The sequence below is a fragment of the Pseudanabaena sp. FACHB-2040 genome, assembly GCF_014696715.1.
Taxonomy (GTDB): Bacteria; Cyanobacteriota; Cyanobacteriia; order Phormidesmidales; family Phormidesmidaceae; genus JACVSF01.
The window spans coordinates 250,695-267,885 of sequence record NZ_JACJQO010000001.1; the positions used below are offsets into that span (position 1 = coordinate 250,695).

Sequence of the window (17,191 nt, forward strand, 5' to 3'; positions counted from 1 at the left end):
AGGTGCTAACCACTTTACTGCACAGATGAAATCTTGAAAGCGGGTAAGCCCGTAAACTCAATAATGTATGACCGAACAAAGTTTAGTGTTTCCTTTTCTATATCGATATCCCTAAATGCAGGCTGCCGTCCAGTGTAGATCTGAGAAAAACTGGGGTTTCGTTGGGCAATTAGGCGCAAAAAAGGGGCTAAAGGCACAAAAATTAAAACAAAATAAAGTTTGAGCCATCTTTTTGAGACTGATGGAGCAAATCGCTCTATCGGCCCTTTTTTGGAGAGGCTGAACCGCACCATAAGCTTTGCTTGAACTTCCTGGGTAAACATCAACTGGCTGGCGCGACGCGATAAGATGCCAGATATACAGATGTTTACAGGCATTCCCCTCGGGCTTTACCGTTGGGAAAGTGTCGGAGAGGCAGCCTCTTGAGGAATGAGCCTCTATAATCGGCAAGTTGCCATCTACTGCTGAATCTCTGCTAAATGTTACCTGAGGTGCCGGAGCCAATGGATTTCGCGACTTTGAGTGCTCAACTCAATGCGGGCACAATTTTGCCTGAAGGCCTTGTCATTCTGACAATTCTCTTTGTCCTAGTGGGAGATCTGATCCAGGGCCGGTCGTCTTCCCGGTGGACTCCCTACGCTTGTCTAGTGGGCCTGCTTTCCGCAGTAGTGGTGCTCTTCTTCGAATGGGACATTGCCAACCCCATCGGTTTTTTGGGTAGCTACAACAGCGATGCCCTGAGCGTCGTGTTTCGGGCGATCATTGTTCTGTCAGCGGCAGTAACCGTACCGATGTCGGTGCGCTACATCGAGCAGTCGGGTACCTCCCTAGCGGAGTTTTTGGTCATCTTGATGACTGCGACGCTGGGTGGCATGTTTCTCTCGGGGGCAGACGAACTGGTGACAGTTTTTGTCTCGCTAGAAACGCTGAGTATTTCTTCTTACCTGTTGACGGGCTACATGAAGCGAGACCCTCGCTCTAACGAAGCTGCCCTGAAATATCTCCTGATTGGGTCCGCAAGCTCTGCCATTTTCCTCTATGGTGTGTCTCTGCTCTATGGCTTATCGGGGGGCCAGACTCGCCTGAGTGAGGTGGCTGTCAACATTGTGTCGGACGGCTCTGATGCACCGATTGGATTGGTCGTGGCGCTGGTCTTTGTGATCGCTGGCATTGCCTTCAAGATTGCAGCAGTGCCTTTCCACCAGTGGACTCCCGACGTTTACGAAGGGTCTCCGACACCGGTTGTGGCTTTTCTTTCGGTAGGGTCTAAGGCCGCTGGATTTGCCCTGGCGATTCGCCTGTTGGTCACCGCCTTCCCGATGGTGGCTGAGCAGTGGCATTTTGTCTTTACTGCCCTGGCCATTCTCAGTATGGTGCTGGGCAACGTGGTAGCTCTAGCTCAGACAAGCATGAAGCGGATGCTGGCCTACTCATCTATTGGTCAGGCAGGCTTTGTAATGGTTGGTCTGGTGATTGGCACAGATGCTGGCTATGCCAGTATGGTGTTCTACCTGCTGATCTACCTGTTTATGAACTTGGGAGCTTTCACCTGTGTGATTTTGTTCTCTCTACGGACCGGGACTGATCAGATCAGTGAGTACAGCGGTCTGTATCAAAAAGATCCGCTGCTGACTTTGGGCCTGAGCATTTGTCTGCTCTCTTTGGGCGGCATTCCTCCGTTAGCTGGGTTCTTTGGTAAGCTCTACATCTTTTGGGCAGGTTGGCAGGCTGGTGCCTACGGCTTGGTGTTGGTTGGTCTAATCACCACTGTTATCTCGATCTACTACTACATTCGTGTGATCAAGATGATGGTGGTAAAAGAGCCTCAGGAAATGTCGGATGTGGTGAAGAACTATCCGCCGATGCACTGGAACCTGCCCGGTATGCGGCCTCTGCAGGTGAGCTTGGTATTGGCTACAGTAGCGACCTCTTTGGCCGGTATTTTGTCAAATCCTCTCTTTACGATCGCAAACGCGTCGATCACCCGCACACCTATGCTGCAAAGTTCGATTACCACTCCAGAGATTGCTCAAGTACTGCCAGTAGCTGAAATCCAGGAGTAGGCTGCTCAGCCCACAAATCGCTGATATAAAAGCCAGACGGCAGCACTTAGCTGCCGTCTGGCTTTTTAATGGCCGGGCTTGTGGAAAAAGGGCTTGTTGATAACGGTACCTCGATGAGACTGCCGCCCGGTAGGAGAAGCAATAGGCAGCAATACCCGGCTGAGAATGCGGTTGTCTTCTAAGCGGCTGAGGTTAAATTCACCGCCCATTTGCTCCATCAGGGTTTTACAGATAGCAAAGTGCAGTCCGGGCGGTTCATCTAGGGTAGAAGGAGCTAAGGGGTCATCGGGGCGGCCCTTTTGTAGTTCCTCAATTAGGCGAGGCGTCATCTCGCCATCGTCGGTTATGGAGAGTTCGAGCCAGTAGCGATCGACCTGACGGCACCAGATATCGATGCGGCCGCCGGGCTGCGATCGCAAACACGCTGCCCCCATCAGCTCACACAAAACCAGCTCAATTTTGGCAATATCGCCGCCAATGACCAAATTGCTCTCATTGTGTACCTTAGTCCAAAGCTGCTGCTGCTGAATTAGGCCATTGACCCGCTCCATCAGCCGCGTTAGCAGGCTGATCAAGGGCGTTGTTTGATATTCGCCGTGGAGCTGCCAATCCTCCCGGCTGAGAGTCGGCTTCATACTGTCCATCAGCGACTCTAGCTCACGTAGGGCCTGCTGGTGAGGCTGGCTTTCCAGGTCGTTTTGACTAAGCTCGGTCAGCCGCTGAGCGTGCTTGTACAGCAGCCGGTAGAGTTCCTCAAAGCGGTGCTGCTTGTACCAGTTCAGCTGCTCTAGCTGCTCCCGCTGAGTCGTCAGCATGGCTACCAGACTCAGGTGCCGCCGAGACCAGGCCAGCTGGTTTGTCATCAGCGTCAAGAGATTAGTGTGGTGCTCCGCCCAGCGCCGTTCGGGCCGACCGACCGCTACTAGCACAGCCGTCGGTCGGTGGTCGGGCGCAGTGCGTAGGGCCATGACCAAAAACTTACAGGCCGTGGGGCCAGACACCCAATGTCGGGAAATATCGGGCAGATCCTCTAGCACTAGAGGCAAAATGCCGTCGGTCTGCAAAGCCCAGTTGAGAATCGCATCGGAGCCGACGGAAACTTCACAGTCTTCGTCAACCCAAAACTCCTTGTCTTGAACGCTGGCCTGACTCACACGGGCAACTTCTTCCCCCGGCTGCCAGCTTACCAACGCCACCGCCGACAGCTGCAGGAGCTGGGCCAAGTGCTGAATGGTGTTTTTCTCTAAGATTTCCAGATCATAGGTGCGCTGGATCGTCCGTAGACCCCACTGAATCGAGTCATAGACGTGCTCCTGCTGGTCCATCTGCCGCTGCAGCTGCCATTGGTGCAGCAGCAGCCCTAGCTGCCGGCTGACGGCTTCTAACAGAGACGATTCCAGCGGCGTCCAGTGGCGGCTGATCTGATCACAGACCAGCACCACCCCCTTCGGAGCATTGCCGGGTGCCACATTGCAGGCCATCACCGAGCGCACGCCCAGGGTATGCAAGATAGGTCGCCAGGCCATCAGCTTCAGATCGTGGCCGATATCTTCCACGCAGACAGCGACAGTGCTACGCTCTAGCATTTGCCAATCCACATCATCTAGCCCCGGCCAGGCCATTGGCACCCCTTTGGTCTGGGCCACCTGACTTTGAAAGCAGAGTTCGTAGCCGCCCCAGTCTTCGTCAAAAATCAGCACGATAAACTGCCGCACAGAGAGCAGCGAAGAGAGGTCTGTAGCGCACACCTCCAATGCTTTACGCCAGTCTAAATCGCTGTGAATACCCCGCACAACGCCGCTGGTCAGACGCTGATTGGCCTCCATTTGGCGAATGCGATCGTCGGTTTCAGAAACCGGCAAGGCAAGAGCCACCAGCCGAGCCACCCCCTGCAAAAAAAATTTCTCGGGCTCACTCCAGATTCGGGCGGTATCTCCTTCAACGGCAACAAAGCCCAGAAGATTGCCCTGATAGAGAATAGGCGCGGCCATGAAAGAGCAGGCTTTGAGCAGCTGCATCATGCGCTCGGTGACAGTGGCCTTGAGCGAGCTTTGAATTTCGCCAACGACAATCAGCTGGTTGTTGGTGAGAGACTGGTGAAACCCCCGCACGTCCTCAATCGGAATCATCAGCGTGGGGGTGGCTGATTCATCGACATTGCTAACAAACTGTTTTTGGTTGGGCTGGCTGCGCAGCCAAAAGTAGTTGCCCTTAGGCTCAAACCAAAAAATCCGAGTGCGGCTGGGCTTGATAAATTTTTGGGTCTCCTGGCAGACAGCCCGCAACCGGCTGTCTAGGCCCTCTAGGGTACCCAGTTTTTCGAGCAGGGTCAGCAGAGGTTGATCGGGTCGCTTGATTTGCTGGCGCTGGGCCTCGGCCTCGTGCTGGTACAGCGCATCGCCCAGGAAGTTCATTAGCATTGAGAGATGTGCCCGTTCTCCAGTTGTCGGGCTAATGCCCCACCGCTGCGACCCCAGCAGCAGAATGCCAAAGCACACGTCTTGCCGCCGAATGGGGAACAAAACACCGCTTTGTAGGGCTAAATTTTTTGCGATCGCAACCCACTCTCCCCCCCTCGGCTCATTCTGAAAATCAGCCACGATCAAAGGCCGCTGCTGAATCACCACCTGCTCCATCACGTCACCGGGAGTCAAGTTCAGGTGGGTGCGGATAAATCGCAGCCCCTTGGGGGCGTGGCAAGCTTTGGTGAGCAGCTTGTGGTTGACCCGGTCGTACAGGCCAATCCAGCTCACCTCAAAATCAAATTCAGACCGCACATGGTCAAGGGCTACTCTAACTGCCTCATCGCCCGTCTGAGCATCCCGCAGGGTTTGCAAAACTCGCCCCAGAGACACCATTTGCTTTTCATAGGCTGGCCCAGTATGAGACTGACTCATACGATTTAACTGACCTCCTTCAGTGGTCGATGGGGAAATAGAGGGGTTAGGGAAAGAGGATAGATGCTCGCAAGGAATCACCGACGCCAGGTTTGGCGACTTCAAGCCAGAGTGTTAACACTATAGTGCAGATGCAGAAAACCAGAAGCAGTGGCTGTAGCTGAAGGAAAAATCAGTTTGCCTGTCCCTGAAGGCCCCTCTTAGATGGGCTACTCCCCAACCATTTCTCTGTGCACTGGCGGTAGGATTAGCGATACGGTAGAGGGTGTTAAAGACCACGCCTCTGCTGTTGTAGAGATGGCATTACTAAAGTACCCAAAAACCTCCCAAAGATCCCGTTGAGCAAACCCCTGTTAAGCAAACCCCTCTCAAGCAAACCATTGCTAGGCCTGTCCGATCCCTATACTCAGCTTATCCGGCCCCTGCTGTTTTCTGGGCTCAAGCTTGATCCCGAATGGCTGCACCGATCCACCCTTACCAGCCTGGTCTGGCTAGCCCAACCTGGCCCCTCAAGCTGGAGCCACCAGCGCCAAAATTGGCTGCGTCACCAGCTCACAGTCGAAGATGAGCGGCTGCAGCAGACCCTCTGGGGCCTGACCTTTGCCAACCCCCTGGGGCTGGCAGCAGGCTTTGACAAAGACGGTGCTGCCGCTCGGGCCTGGCCGCTATTTGGCTTTGGCTTTGCCGAGTTGGGCACCGTCACCTGCCACGCCCAGCCGGGCAATCCTCAGCCGCGACTGTTTCGGCTGACTGAAGACCAGGCAGTGCTCAATCGCATGGGCTTTAACAACCAGGGTGCTGCTGCGATGACCGCTTACCTGGCAGACCTCTGGCCAGACGGGCGCTCCCCCATTCCCATCGGGATCAACCTGGGCAAGTCCAAGATCACGCCCCTAGAAGAAGCCGCTCAGGACTATCTGACCAGCTTTAAGCAACTGCAGCCTTGGGGCGACTATTTTGTGGTCAACGTCTCTTCGCCCAATACACCCGGGCTGCGAGACCTGCAGGCCACCGACCAGCTAGCGCCAATCCTGCAGGCGCTGCAGCAGGCCAACACTGAGCAAAAACCCCTGCTCGTCAAAATTGCACCTGACCTAGAGTGGGATGAGATCGCAGCCGTCGTTGACCTAGCCCAACGTTACCAATTGGCAGGTATCATCGCCACCAACACCACCATCCGCAAAGACCATCTCAAGACCCAGTTATTGCCATCCACAGGCCGCCCCCTCACCGAAGAAGCCGGGGGCATCAGCGGCGCTCCCCTACGCAGCCGCTCCACCGAAGTGATCCGCTTTATCTGGAAAGAAACTCAGGGCCAACTGCCAATCGTTGGCGTAGGCGGCATCTTTACCGCTGCTGATGCCTGGGAAAAACTCACCGCCGGAGCCAGTCTGCTACAGACTTACACCGGCTGGATTTACGAAGGCCCTTGGATGGTGCGGCGAGTGCTAGAAGGGCTGCTGGTTCAGCTTGAGGCCCACGGTCTTTCGTCGTTGCAAGCGGCGGTTGGTTTGGCTGATGAGATTTAGGGGAAGGACGTGGGTGGATGGGTGGATGAGTAGGTGGAGGAGAGTAAGAAGGGTTAATCGAGGATGGGTCGCTGGGTCTGTGCTTGAGAAATGCCTTCCCCATTTACTTATCCACTCCAAGAAGTGGCAACCAGAGTAGCCTCCTCTCTCGGTGTAGTATTAGACCCTGGTAGAGGTAGGCTGTCTATGGCTGAGTTGGCTTTGAACTGGCTAGGCGAGATAGCTCTTAACTGACCTCGAAACTATTAGCCTCCGCCTTGGGGCCTTTTGCGAAACCGGAGAACTTATGAAAACGTCTGTTGATTTGTCGCATCATCTCCTCAGCCCGCAGCCGGGGCCGCTACAGGTGCCGCTAGCTGGGGGGAAGACAGAGGACAAATTGATAGACGGTGCCGCTGGCTATCCTAAGCTGCTCTCCCTGATTGTGCCGACGTACAACGAGAGTGGCAACATTCATCAGATTGTGGCTCGTCTGGTGGAGCTGCTTGATCAGGCTTTGCCGCAAAACTATGAGCTGATTGTGGTGGATGACAATAGCCCTGACGGTACTTGGGAAAAGGCCCTGTTGCTGACCCAGAGCTTGCCCCAGTTACGGGTGATGCGGCGGCAGCAGGAAAAGGGGCTATCGTCGGCTGTCATTCGAGGTTGGCAGGTAGCTGAGGGCGAGATCTTAGGTGTGATTGATGCCGACTTGCAGCACCCACCCGAGGTGCTGCTGCAGCTAGCCGAGGCCATGCAGACCGGGGTAGATTTAGCTGTTGCCAGCCGCCATGTTGAGGGGGGCGGCGTCAGTGAGTGGAGTTTGACCCGCCGATTTTTATCTCGGGGGGCGCAGATGCTGGGGCTGGTGCTCCTGCCTCAGGTGGTAGGCCGGGTGAGCGATCCTATGAGCGGCTATTTTTTGGTGCGCCGATCTGCGATCGCAGGCCCTATCCTCAACCCCAAGGGCTACAAGATTTTGCTAGAGGTAATTGGCCGGGGACAAGTTAAGACGATTGCTGAAGTAGGCTATGTGTTTCAAGAGCGCACGACAGGAGAGAGCAAGGTGTCGTGGCGGCAGTATGTTGACTATATTCACCATCTAGTGCGGCTGCGGCTGGCCGGTCGCCTGTCTCGACTGCAGGAGCAGTTTCCCTTGCAGCGCTTTATCCGCTTCGGCATTGTGGGCTTGAGCGGTGTGTTTGTAGATATGGCGATTTTGTACCTGTTGCACACCACACTGGGTCTGCCCCTAACCCGCAGCAAAATCTTTGCTGGCGAAGCCGCTATTTTCAACAATTTTATCTGGAATGACAGCTGGACCTTTGCCGACGTCAGCCAGCAGCAGCAGGGCTGGGGACCCCGCCTGAAGCGGTTTCTCAAGTTCAACCTAGTCTGTCTGGCGGGGCTGGTACTCAATGTTTTGATCCTAAATTTTGTCTACAACTGGATCTTTGGCCAGCGCTGGGCCTACTTGGGCAACTTGATTGCGATCGCAGTCGTCACGATTTGGAACTTCTGGCTCAATCTAAAGCTGAGCTGGCGGGTAACGCAGGTGAAATAGGGAAAAAGAGGATCATCCTTCTGCCCTCTGCCTTCCGCTTGGACACTGAAGGTCTATTCTGCAGCAGTCTCTACTGCGACGGCCTGGCCTGATTCAGCAGATTGTCGGGCGGCGTCGGCCACTTGCAGCGCGTATAGGCTGGCTTGAGGGCTGACGTAGAGAGGAGTTTCTTCAGCCAAAAAGTCGAGGACTTGAGCCGTATCTTTAGCAAACAGACCTCGCCGTGAGCCGATCTCGATGGGCTGCTCCCCGGCAGCGGTGACTAGGGTGGCCTGATCCCCGTCGAGAGTCAAGCCGCCCTGACTGCCGTGGATTTCTAGGCGGCGGGTGGTGGTCCAGACGGCCTCGCCTTTGCCGTAAGTAACCTCAGCTACCAGACCGCTGGTGAAGTGGAGTTGGGCGGTGCAGAGACAAGAGGTATAGCCAGAACCATCGGGCCAGGTGCCCTCGTAGCGGTTTTGGCAAAACACGTGCTCGACAGTGCCAAAGAGATCCGTCAGGCGATGAATGCGCGACAGGGCCCCCATCAGAGGAAAGCCAAACTGATCGGGCTGGTAGGTCCATTTCTGGGGGGCAGGCCGCTGGGGGTTCAGGGTGCAGTAGCGGGCGTAGAAGGGTTGCCCGACCGCAGCTAGATGGGCGCGGGCAGCTTGGTGCTGACCGCCCAAAAGCTCAATGTGCTCGATGTGAAGCAGGCGATTGCGATCGCAAGCCAAGGCCAGCAGCCGTACTGCCTGAGCTACATCCAGAGATAGGGGATACTCCACCACCACGTGCTTATCAGCCAAGAGCGCTGCTTCTACAATGTCGCCGTGGCTCTGGCTCACAGTCGATACGACAATGAGATCCAGCTCAGGCCGGTTCACGACCTCCTGCCAGCTAGCGCAAGGCTGAACCCCAAAGGGCTCACAGAACTGGGCGGTTCGCTCTAGCGAGTGACCGGCGACGGCTATGAGTTGCGATCGCGTCTCCGCTGTAAACGCTTCTGCCCGCAGCCGAGCAGCAAACCCTGTCCCTACCAACCCAACCTGAAGCAAAGTGTCATCCTCCTAAACGCCAAAACCCTTCAACTATTGATCAGGCAAGCCTACTTTAGAAACAGTATGAATCCTTATCTGAGGGTAACTTTGCCCACCCAAAACATTTGCCTTATTGAGTCCTATTTCTACTAGAAACCCCCATACCTTAAATGACATAAGCAAAACTAATAATAAAATTAATTATTGATAACTAGTTTAGGAGACAACTTTCAGGTATTCACCGCATTTCCCCAACCCTCCCTAAACAACCCGCTGCTAAGGATTTCGTGGAATGGCCGCATTGAACCTATAAGCAATCCCGGCAGAAACAGAGTTATTTGATTACGAATCCCGTTCATCAAAAGAAGGAAAAACGCCCACACCGATCAACTTTTCCCGTAGTATCAAAGTTGGAGTTGATCCCTAGGAATAAATCCCTAAACCCATCTCTCTACGGGACTTCCAGGATCTTCAATCGGTTTCTTTTGTGATGAGAGGATAGCACCATGCCAACCTTCAAGGTTACGCTAGTTAACGAGGCTGAAGGACTAAATACCACTATTGATGTGGCTGACGACGAGTACATTCTCGATGCAGCTGAAGAGCAAGGCATCGAACTGCCGTACTCCTGCCGTGCTGGGGCTTGTTCCACCTGTGCAGGCAAAATGGTAGAAGGCACCGTCGATCAATCTGATCAGTCCTTCTTAGATGATGACCAGATCGAAGCTGGGTATGTACTGACCTGTGTCGCCTACCCCTCCTCCGACTGCACCATCAAAACCCACCAGGAAGAAGAGCTTTACTAAACCAAAGCTTAGGGTCAAAAGTTTGTAGAAATAGGGGCTTCTTAAATAGAAATGCCCCTATTTTTTTATCTATTCCCTACCCCGCCCAAGTATCTCGCCACTTCACAATCCCTTCCCCAGCCAAAACCCAGCGGCGAGCTACCAGATTTTCCCGCTGCGGCGCGCGGCCCTCGCGCAGCATGACGTACTTGTAGGTAATCAGCTTACCTGCGCTTTCGTCAAAGGGAATTTCGCCAAACCAGGTGTTGTCGTTGATGTACTCCATGTGAAAGGCTTTGCCGATGTCCCAGCAGCCTAATTCGGGGCAGTCACCGATGATGGCAATCGTCTCACCGGGCTGAGTGTTTACTCCATTTAGCTGAGCCCGCACAATGATGGTGCCTTTGACCCGTAACCCAATGTGGCTGAGGACAATGACGCCGCGAGTATCTATTTCTAGATTGTTCAGACAGCCGTCGGTCACGGTGTACTTGCGCTGAGACAAAATGCAGGTATGCTCACCATCTGGCAAATCTGTTTGCACAGAGGGAATAATGGCCGTCAGGCCCCGGTTCATTGCCACAAAGCAGCGAGAGTCGCGGTACTTGCGAACGTAGCAGTACACCTCAGGAGTAATGTACTTCTGCCATTGACTACCAAGGGAGACTGCTGGATTTAGACGGCGCAGGCCCGATAATCGGCGGATGATCTGATAGATCTCGGTATCGTTGTCCCAAGACTGCATCATCGGGCGGTTGTAAGGATCTTGGCCGCCGTCGGTATCGTCATGCAGATACTGCTCGGTGCCGTAGTAGAGGCAGGGAATGCCCCGACAGGTCATGATTAGTGCGATCGCAATCCGCAGCATCTCCGGGTCAGAGTTGAGCGACTGAAACCGAGGCATGTCGTGATTGTCGATAAAGGTGACCAGTTCCGTGGCCCCACTGTAGCGATAGTCCTGATCAAAAATATCCTGGATTAAATGAAACCCTTGGGGAGCGCCCTTGGCAAGCACGCTGCGAATGGTTACACAAAGGCCAAAGTCCAGTACGCTCATGCCTGAGTTGTTGGCAAACTCCACCGAGCGATCGTCAGCAGGATGGTTAAAAATCCATTCCCCAAAGATAAACACGTCTGGTCGGTGGGTCTGAATATCGGCACAAAACTCCTGCCAGAACCAAATCGGCATGTGCTTCACCGTATCGACCCGCAGCGCATCTACACCTCGATCCAGCCACTGTTTAATTGCCGACTTAATGTAGTTGCGGTAGGCAGCATTGTTTTCATTGAAGGTGGCTAGTCCCGCCAATTCGCAGTTGTGCACCTGCCACTCGTTCTCCCAGTCCATCACCTCCCCGTAGTGGTGATACCAGTGCTGTTCGTCGTTGTGAAACTCGGCAATTAGCTCACCGTCGTCATAGAGTTCCCCTTTTGTGCCACCGATGTCAGGGCTACTGTGATTGCAGACGATATCAAGCACCAGCTTCATGTCACGCTTGTGCAGTTCCTCAATGAGCCGATCAAAAACGGTGTTGCGGTCTTCTTGAGTAGCGTTGAGAGACGGATTTTCATCCTTGCCGATAAAGCGAGGATTCAACCGCTTAAAGTCTTTAGTCCAGTAGCCGTGGATGGCAGCGCTTTCAAAAAAAACGCCTTCAACCTGCTCAAATAGCGGCGTCAGCCAGACGGCCGTAACGCCCAAGTTTTTTAAGTAATCCAGCTTATCAATAACGCCCTGTAAGTCACCGCCCCAGTACTTACCCCATTCGGTTTGGGTAGGGTCGTACAGCTCTGGATTAGGGCCTTCGCTATTGTCCGGATCGCCGTCATAAAAACGGTCTACCACAATAAAGTAAATCGTTTCCTGGCGAAACTCAATGTCGCGAGTGTAGAGAAATTCTAGGTCAATATCGGCTTCAGACTGCTTGACCTCCTCAAGAACTTCCTCAGAAGGGGGAGAGGTAAAGCGGGGTGTGCTGACCATACAAACCGTAGTAAAGCAACAGGCAAGCTCATGCTAGCGAATGATCTCCAATACGGCTTCTATCTAAAGGCAAAATTAGAGTCAGTAGCCCCTTCAACAAAGCTTTAACCCCTGTAGAGACGCGATTCATCATGTCTCTACAGGGGTCAAAACTAGGATCGTGTGAGGTTAGCTAGACCCGGCAAAGGTCACCTCAAGCGTTAATGCCACACGTAAACGCGGGCCTCATACTCCGCCAAGTCATCGACCAAAGTGTGATCGTTCACTTCGATATCGTAGTCACGGGTCCACTCGTGCCAGGTGCCGTTTTCAGGGAAGTTAGGCACAGCATAGCCCGCCAAGTAGTTATCAGAAAGATTAGCTACCACAACGATCCGAGATCCTTCATCATTCCAGCGGTTATAGCCCAGCACCTGACCCTCCTGGTTAGTATGGAGAAAGTCAACATTCGCTGTGTGCAGAGCAGGATTGTTTTTCCGTAGGTTGATCAAACCTTTGTAGTACTGAAGCAGCCCCTTGTTGTTTTCATTTTCAAGCAGGTTCCATTCAATCTTATGGGATTTAGTTTCTTTGGGTTGGTATGAGCCAAATTCCTCGCCCATCCAGATCATGGGTACCCCTACGGCAGTAAACAACAAAGCCGCTCCTAACTTAGCTCGCCGGAAAGCTTCTTCATCGAAGATCTCGTTATTAGCCAGCTCAATCATGAGTCGATTGTGGTCGTGGCTAGCCAGGTAGTTTACAACGTTAGTGACGCCCATATAGCCCAATCGACGAGGTTCTACAGCATCTTTGAGGCGCTCCAGATTCGTCTCTTGCCCGGTGATAAATTCTCCAATGCAGTAGGAAAAGGCATCATTCCAGCAGCCGTCCATAGGGCCGTCTTCGTTGGTGACGACTGGCGTATTGGGAATGAACTCTGCGATGTTGTAGAAGGGCTTGGGACCGGCTGCCTGTTTTGCCACCTCTACTGCCCCATAGAGGAAGTCAAAGTTGTCAATCTGCTTGACCGCGTCATAGCGAATGCCGTCGATGTGGTATTCCTTGACCCAGAAGCTAATGACGTCATTGACAAACTTACGAGCCGGAAAGATTCCTAAATTGTCATCGAAATGGGCATAGTCAAACTCTGGCCCCCAGTTGTATTCCGGATCGCTGGGGTGTCTGCTGTACCAATAATTGTGGTCGATTTGGGTGAGCGGAGATTCGGTGTCTGTGTGGTTAAAAACACAGTCCAATATGATACGAATACCCCGGCCATGACACTCATCGATCAGCCGTTTGAGTTCTTCGCTCTTGCCGTAGTTAGATTCGGCTGCAAACAGGTGGCGGATCATATAGCCCCAGCTGTAGTCACCTGGGTTTTGATTGACTGGCATCAGCTCAATTGCATTGACGCCTAGCTCTGCTAGATAGTCGAGCTTTTCAACAACGTGCTTGTACTTTCCCCGAGGGTTGGGGTCCTCTTCTCCGCCTGAGAAGTCGCCAATGTGCATTTCATAGATGACTAGCTCATGGTCGGCAGGCAGATTGACGTGGTCGTTTTTCCACTCGTAGGTATCAACTACCCGCTGTCCGTCGCGAATGCGGACAACGCCGTTTTGGGTTTCGTCATCTTTGACTGCGATCGCATAGGGGTCCGTCACCTCAACCCAGGTGTCGGGCTTGAAGAAATAGCTCTGAGACTGAACCCTGAATTTATACTCGTAGTCTCCATCTTCCAGGTCTACTTTGGTGCGGAAAGTGCCATCTTCCCCTTTGCTCATTGAGATGGCTTCCCAGTTAGAAAAATCGCCTTTTAACTCGGCCCCATTGTTATAAGGCGCAAACAACGTAAATTCAATTAAACTCATGGTGCTTTAAAGGAAGGAGTGAGCGTAATAATCGGGTTCAGCATAAGCCTGCAAAGAATTCTGCTTGGCTGAGGGGGCGCAAGACTTCGCTCCCAAGGCAGGTTCCAGGCATCTTCAAGCAGACTAACAAGACGGACAAAAGAAGCGTCCTCAACAGGATCGTCCTCGCTTTGCAGCGGTTCAGCATCGCCCCAAGGGAGTAGCCACAGCTATATAAAAATCCCCCCAGGGAAGCCTGGGAGGATAAAAGCGGAGACGAAAACAGTAGTCGTTAACCGGAGACGGCTAGGCTACCTGCGATCGCAGATACCACAGCCGATACAGCCGCCGTGCCAAAGATCCACCAAGCCGCTGCTTCAGCCGCCTTGCGCGTCTCTTCAACCTGACGCTGAGCCTGTAGCTTCATATCCCGGACACGTTCTTCAACCTGCTGCTCCAGCCGCTCGGCCTTCTGCAGAACGCCGACCCGGGCCCCTTCAATTTGATCGAGAACGCGGTTTACGTCGGATTCAGAGATGGCATCATGGGAGCTGACTACAGCTACCAGCGTATCCCGGTCAAACTGGGAGAGCCGCATCCGCAGGGCATCAAATCCAGCCTGGGGATCATCAAACAGCCGCCGCACATCGCGCTGAATGCTTTCGTAGTTGAGCTCAGGGCGATCCAGAGAGTTGAGGTAGTTGCGGATGCGTCCCAAAACGCCCAGCACTAGGGCCTTAACACGCTCCTGCACGCCTTTGATCTGGTCAACAATCTGATCGCGCACCGACAGCACTCGATCAACGGCTGCTTCGGCTTCTTCGCGGGTCATATCAGGCCGCTGAGCCAACAGTGCCACTAGTGTATCCCGATCAATCATGGACAGGCGCTCGCCCATCCGGTAGGCCCCTAGGCGTGGGTCGGTCAGCAGCAAATTCAGGTCGCGCTTGATGCCATCGGGGTTGAGGGCTTCTTTATCTGTATTGCGCAGATAGTCCTCCATGGCCTGCTCAAAGGAGAGCACCTGAGACTGAGTACGTCGCGCTAGCCGCTTGGGTGCCCGAACGACGCTGCGAATCGACTCTAGGGTTTGGTCAATCGTTTGATTGACTTCTTCTTGGCTCATGTCTTGCCGCTGGCTCAAAAGCTGCACCAGCGTATCGCGGTCCATGGAAGCCAACCGATTGCGAATTGCACTAGCGCCCAGCTTCGGATCGCGCATCAGGGTTTGCAGATCCCGCTGAATGCCCTCGGGGCTAAGTTCAGGCTTGCCTGTGTTGCGCAGGTAGTCTGCGATCGCATTAGTTGCCTGGTCGTACTGCATCTTAGCCTGGTCAGTCAGAACCGTTGGAGCATGCAGGGTTCGGTACCAGTTAGACTCAACCTGGTCAGCAATCTCGTAAGCTTCAGCCTCAGAGAGATCGGGGCGCTGTTTCAGAAGCTCAACCAGTGTATCGTGATCAAAGTTGGCCAACCGCGCCTGCAGTCGGCGAGCCCCTTCATCGGGCTCATGCAGCAGTGTCTGCAGATCAGACTTAATCCCTTCGGGGTTAAGCTCAGACCTGCCGGTATTGCGTAGGTAGTCCTGCACCGACTGCCACTGGTTATTAACCCGAGTGCGAGCTGCTTCCTGCATACCTTGAGCATCGGCCATCACCTGGTTCATCACCCGCTCCATGCGGCTGGCCACCTGCTGCACCTCATCTTCACCTAGGTCAGGTCGGCTCCGAAGAATCTGCACAAACAGCTCTCGGTTGAACTGGGAGAAGCGATCCTCCAGGTCATCCAGCCGAGCATCGGAGTCTTCCATCAACGCCTTGAAAGCATTTTCTCCCATATCGGATAGAAGCTCATCGCGGGGCGTAAACCGTAAGAAGGTGTAGATGCGCTCCTGAAGATCCTTAGCTGCTTCTAGGCGAGCAGTTTGAACAACCTCCTGCAGAACTTCCTTACGAACAGCTTCTAGCTGTAGAGAAGTCGCCTTGATTTCCTCTGGCGTCAGCAGCCCGCGAGACTTGAGAATGTCGACAAAATCAGAGCGGTTGAGCCGCTCCAGTTCCTGACGCAAGACATTAGCATCGGCGGTAGAGTCGTAAATGACTGTCCGAAACTCTACCCGCAGTCGCTCTGGGCGCATCTGCCAAGGATAGGTATTGAGCAGATAGTTCTCTACATCCGCTCTGACAACACTAAAGGGAGTTTCAGGTTCTCCACTGACCTTGCTAGTTAGGGTATTAGCTTGGCTGGTCAGCTTAGTGCGAGTAGATTTAAACTGCTGAATGATCTTTTCTACATCTAGATCAGAAAGATCAGCTCGGCCCATCACCACGGCCATCAGCGTATTTAGACCTTGGCTCATTAAGCCAGGAGATCCTTGGCCGCCCTGGCCACCTTGATTGCCCTGGCTGACCTGACCAACTCGGTCCGCCAAGTTCGACAGATTGGACTGATCCATCTCACGCTGCCGTCGCATCTCCTCCATCACCTGATCGATGCGCTGGTTCAGCTTGTCAGAAACCAACTCCTCAGGGCGAGCCGACTTGAGATAAGACACCATCTCAGAGAGAGAATCCGACTCGGGAACGCTCATCAGCGCCTTTTGCCAGCTCCGGTACAGGCGGTCAGCAATGCGGTTAATCTCTTTGCGAGAAAGGTCAGTGCGGCTGTCAACCAACTTCACGAAGGTGTCGCGGTTAATTTGACGGAGCGTATCGCGATCAGCAACATCACTCAGCCGAGACTCTTCTACCAGCCGCTCAAATTCAGACTCAATTCCGTCAATATCAACTTCAGGAGACCGCACATTAGACAGATAGTCCCGCAGCGCATCCGAAATGTTGTCGGTATCCATGCCAGCGGTTAGTTCTCGGCGCACTGCAGCTACCGCCGCCTCTGCCGTGGCTACGACCTGATTGCTGGCAGCCTTAGCACCCAGCGCTGATGTCGCTGTGCCCACCAAAGACTGAAAACCCGAGGTCGCAGTCTTAATGATGGAACCAATCATCGAACCTACTGTGGTTGAACTCACCCAAAACAGCAGGCAGAAGTAAGTGCCCCAGATCACCAGTCCGGTGATCGCTCCCATTAAGGCACTGGTATACAGGCTCAGCCGAATGGCCAACAGACAGGCAAAAAACAGGGCCAGACTAACCGTGATCAGCGTCCATACCCCAAAGGCAGTACCGATCTTCCCAGGGCTAGTTCCGCCCGAATCTGAGCTGTCTGAGGAGGATGAGGAATGGCCAACCCAGGAAATTCCCGCAGCAACCGAAAGGTTTGTCAGCAGCAGCTGAAAGCCAAAAGTTAGAACCAGCCCTGAAATTAAGGCGATAAAAAATTGTGGTCCGGAAAAAAGAACTGACGTTTGCTCTGGAGTATATACCCCAGGACCTACAACTTGGGCCAGCCCCATGCTTAGGTGTTCCAGCACTAGCAGCCCTCTTGCGTATCCAATCATGATTTGTTTCCCTTAATGTATTCCTTCGCTAGGCCCCTTCTCAAGAAGCATGTGGGGTGAGGCAGGCATCCCCAAGATGGCC

The 17,191-nt window shown here is 53.6% G+C and carries 10 protein-coding genes; 4 read left to right on the forward strand and 6 right to left on the reverse strand.

What is annotated here, in order from left to right:
• Nucleotides 1–14: 14 nt before the first annotated feature.
• Nucleotides 15–377, reverse strand: a complete 363-nt coding sequence (locus tag H6G13_RS01080) for a hypothetical protein (protein ID WP_190481264.1) — start codon at nt 375–377, stop codon at nt 15–17.
• Nucleotides 378–503: 126 nt separating this feature from the next.
• Between H6G13_RS01080 and H6G13_RS01085 the strand changes: the two genes are divergently transcribed.
• Complete coding sequence (locus tag H6G13_RS01085; RefSeq protein WP_190481266.1) at nt 504–2,063, forward strand: NAD(P)H-quinone oxidoreductase subunit N; 1,560 nt, start codon at nt 504–506, stop codon at nt 2,061–2,063.
• Nucleotides 2,064–2,128: 65 nt separating this feature from the next.
• Here H6G13_RS01085 and H6G13_RS01090 read toward each other — a convergent pair whose 3' ends face one another.
• The gene (locus H6G13_RS01090; RefSeq protein WP_190481268.1) at nt 2,129–4,960 is read right to left on the reverse strand and encodes a GAF domain-containing protein; all 2,832 of its coding nucleotides are present in this window, start codon (nt 4,958–4,960) and stop codon (nt 2,129–2,131) included.
• Nucleotides 4,961–5,349: 389 nt separating this feature from the next.
• On the opposite strand from H6G13_RS01090, the gene H6G13_RS01095 reads away from it, so the two are divergent.
• Nucleotides 5,350–6,489: a quinone-dependent dihydroorotate dehydrogenase gene (locus H6G13_RS01095; protein ID WP_190481447.1), complete on the forward strand. Its 1,140-nt coding sequence runs from the start codon at nt 5,350–5,352 to the stop codon at nt 6,487–6,489.
• Between the two features lie 286 nt (nt 6,490–6,775).
• Nucleotides 6,776–8,032, forward strand: a complete 1,257-nt coding sequence (locus H6G13_RS01100) for a glycosyltransferase (RefSeq protein WP_190481270.1) — start codon at nt 6,776–6,778, stop codon at nt 8,030–8,032.
• A gap of 53 nt (nt 8,033–8,085) precedes the next feature.
• Here the strand turns inward: H6G13_RS01100 and H6G13_RS01105 are convergent, their stop codons facing one another.
• Nucleotides 8,086–9,069 (reverse strand): Gfo/Idh/MocA family oxidoreductase, encoded by a 984-nt coding sequence (locus tag H6G13_RS01105; RefSeq protein WP_190481272.1) that lies wholly within the window; start codon nt 9,067–9,069, stop codon nt 8,086–8,088.
• Nucleotides 9,070–9,557: 488 nt separating this feature from the next.
• Here H6G13_RS01105 and H6G13_RS01110 point away from each other — a divergent pair, with 488 nt between their 5' ends.
• The gene (locus H6G13_RS01110) at nt 9,558–9,857 is read left to right on the forward strand and encodes a ferredoxin (RefSeq protein ID WP_190481274.1); all 300 of its coding nucleotides are present in this window, start codon (nt 9,558–9,560) and stop codon (nt 9,855–9,857) included.
• Nucleotides 9,858–9,933: 76 nt separating this feature from the next.
• On the opposite strand, the gene H6G13_RS01115 is transcribed toward H6G13_RS01110, so the two are convergent.
• From H6G13_RS01115 to H6G13_RS01125, 3 genes are all read right to left on the reverse strand, one after another.
• The gene (locus H6G13_RS01115) at nt 9,934–11,820 is read right to left on the reverse strand and encodes an alpha-amylase family glycosyl hydrolase (protein ID WP_190481276.1); all 1,887 of its coding nucleotides are present in this window, start codon (nt 11,818–11,820) and stop codon (nt 9,934–9,936) included.
• 200 nt (nt 11,821–12,020) lie between these two features.
• Complete coding sequence (locus tag H6G13_RS01120; RefSeq protein ID WP_190481278.1) at nt 12,021–13,673, reverse strand: alpha-amylase family glycosyl hydrolase; 1,653 nt, start codon at nt 13,671–13,673, stop codon at nt 12,021–12,023.
• 271 nt (nt 13,674–13,944) lie between these two features.
• Nucleotides 13,945–17,109, reverse strand: coding sequence for an MFS transporter (locus H6G13_RS01125; protein WP_190481280.1), 3,165 nt, complete (start codon nt 17,107–17,109; stop codon nt 13,945–13,947).
• Nucleotides 17,110–17,191 lie beyond the last annotated feature (82 nt).

What these genes read in the sequence shown, in the direction of transcription:
- H6G13_RS01125 (WP_190481280.1), bottom strand. Translation starts at nt 17,109, where the DNA reads ATGATTGGATACGCAAGAGGGCTGCTAGTGCTGGAACACCTAAGCATG.
- H6G13_RS01090 (WP_190481268.1), bottom strand. Translation starts at nt 4,960, where the DNA reads ATGAGTCAGTCTCATACTGGGCCAGCCTATGAAAAGCAAATGGTGTCT.
- H6G13_RS01085 (WP_190481266.1), top strand. Translation starts at nt 504, where the DNA reads ATGGATTTCGCGACTTTGAGTGCTCAACTCAATGCGGGCACAATTTTG.
- H6G13_RS01080 (WP_190481264.1), bottom strand. Translation starts at nt 377, where the DNA reads ATGCCTGTAAACATCTGTATATCTGGCATCTTATCGCGTCGCGCCAGC.
- H6G13_RS01110 (WP_190481274.1), top strand. Translation starts at nt 9,558, where the DNA reads ATGCCAACCTTCAAGGTTACGCTAGTTAACGAGGCTGAAGGACTAAAT.
- H6G13_RS01120 (WP_190481278.1), bottom strand. Translation starts at nt 13,673, where the DNA reads ATGAGTTTAATTGAATTTACGTTGTTTGCGCCTTATAACAATGGGGCC.
- H6G13_RS01100 (WP_190481270.1), top strand. Translation starts at nt 6,776, where the DNA reads ATGAAAACGTCTGTTGATTTGTCGCATCATCTCCTCAGCCCGCAGCCG.
- H6G13_RS01115 (WP_190481276.1), bottom strand. Translation starts at nt 11,820, where the DNA reads ATGGTCAGCACACCCCGCTTTACCTCTCCCCCTTCTGAGGAAGTTCTT.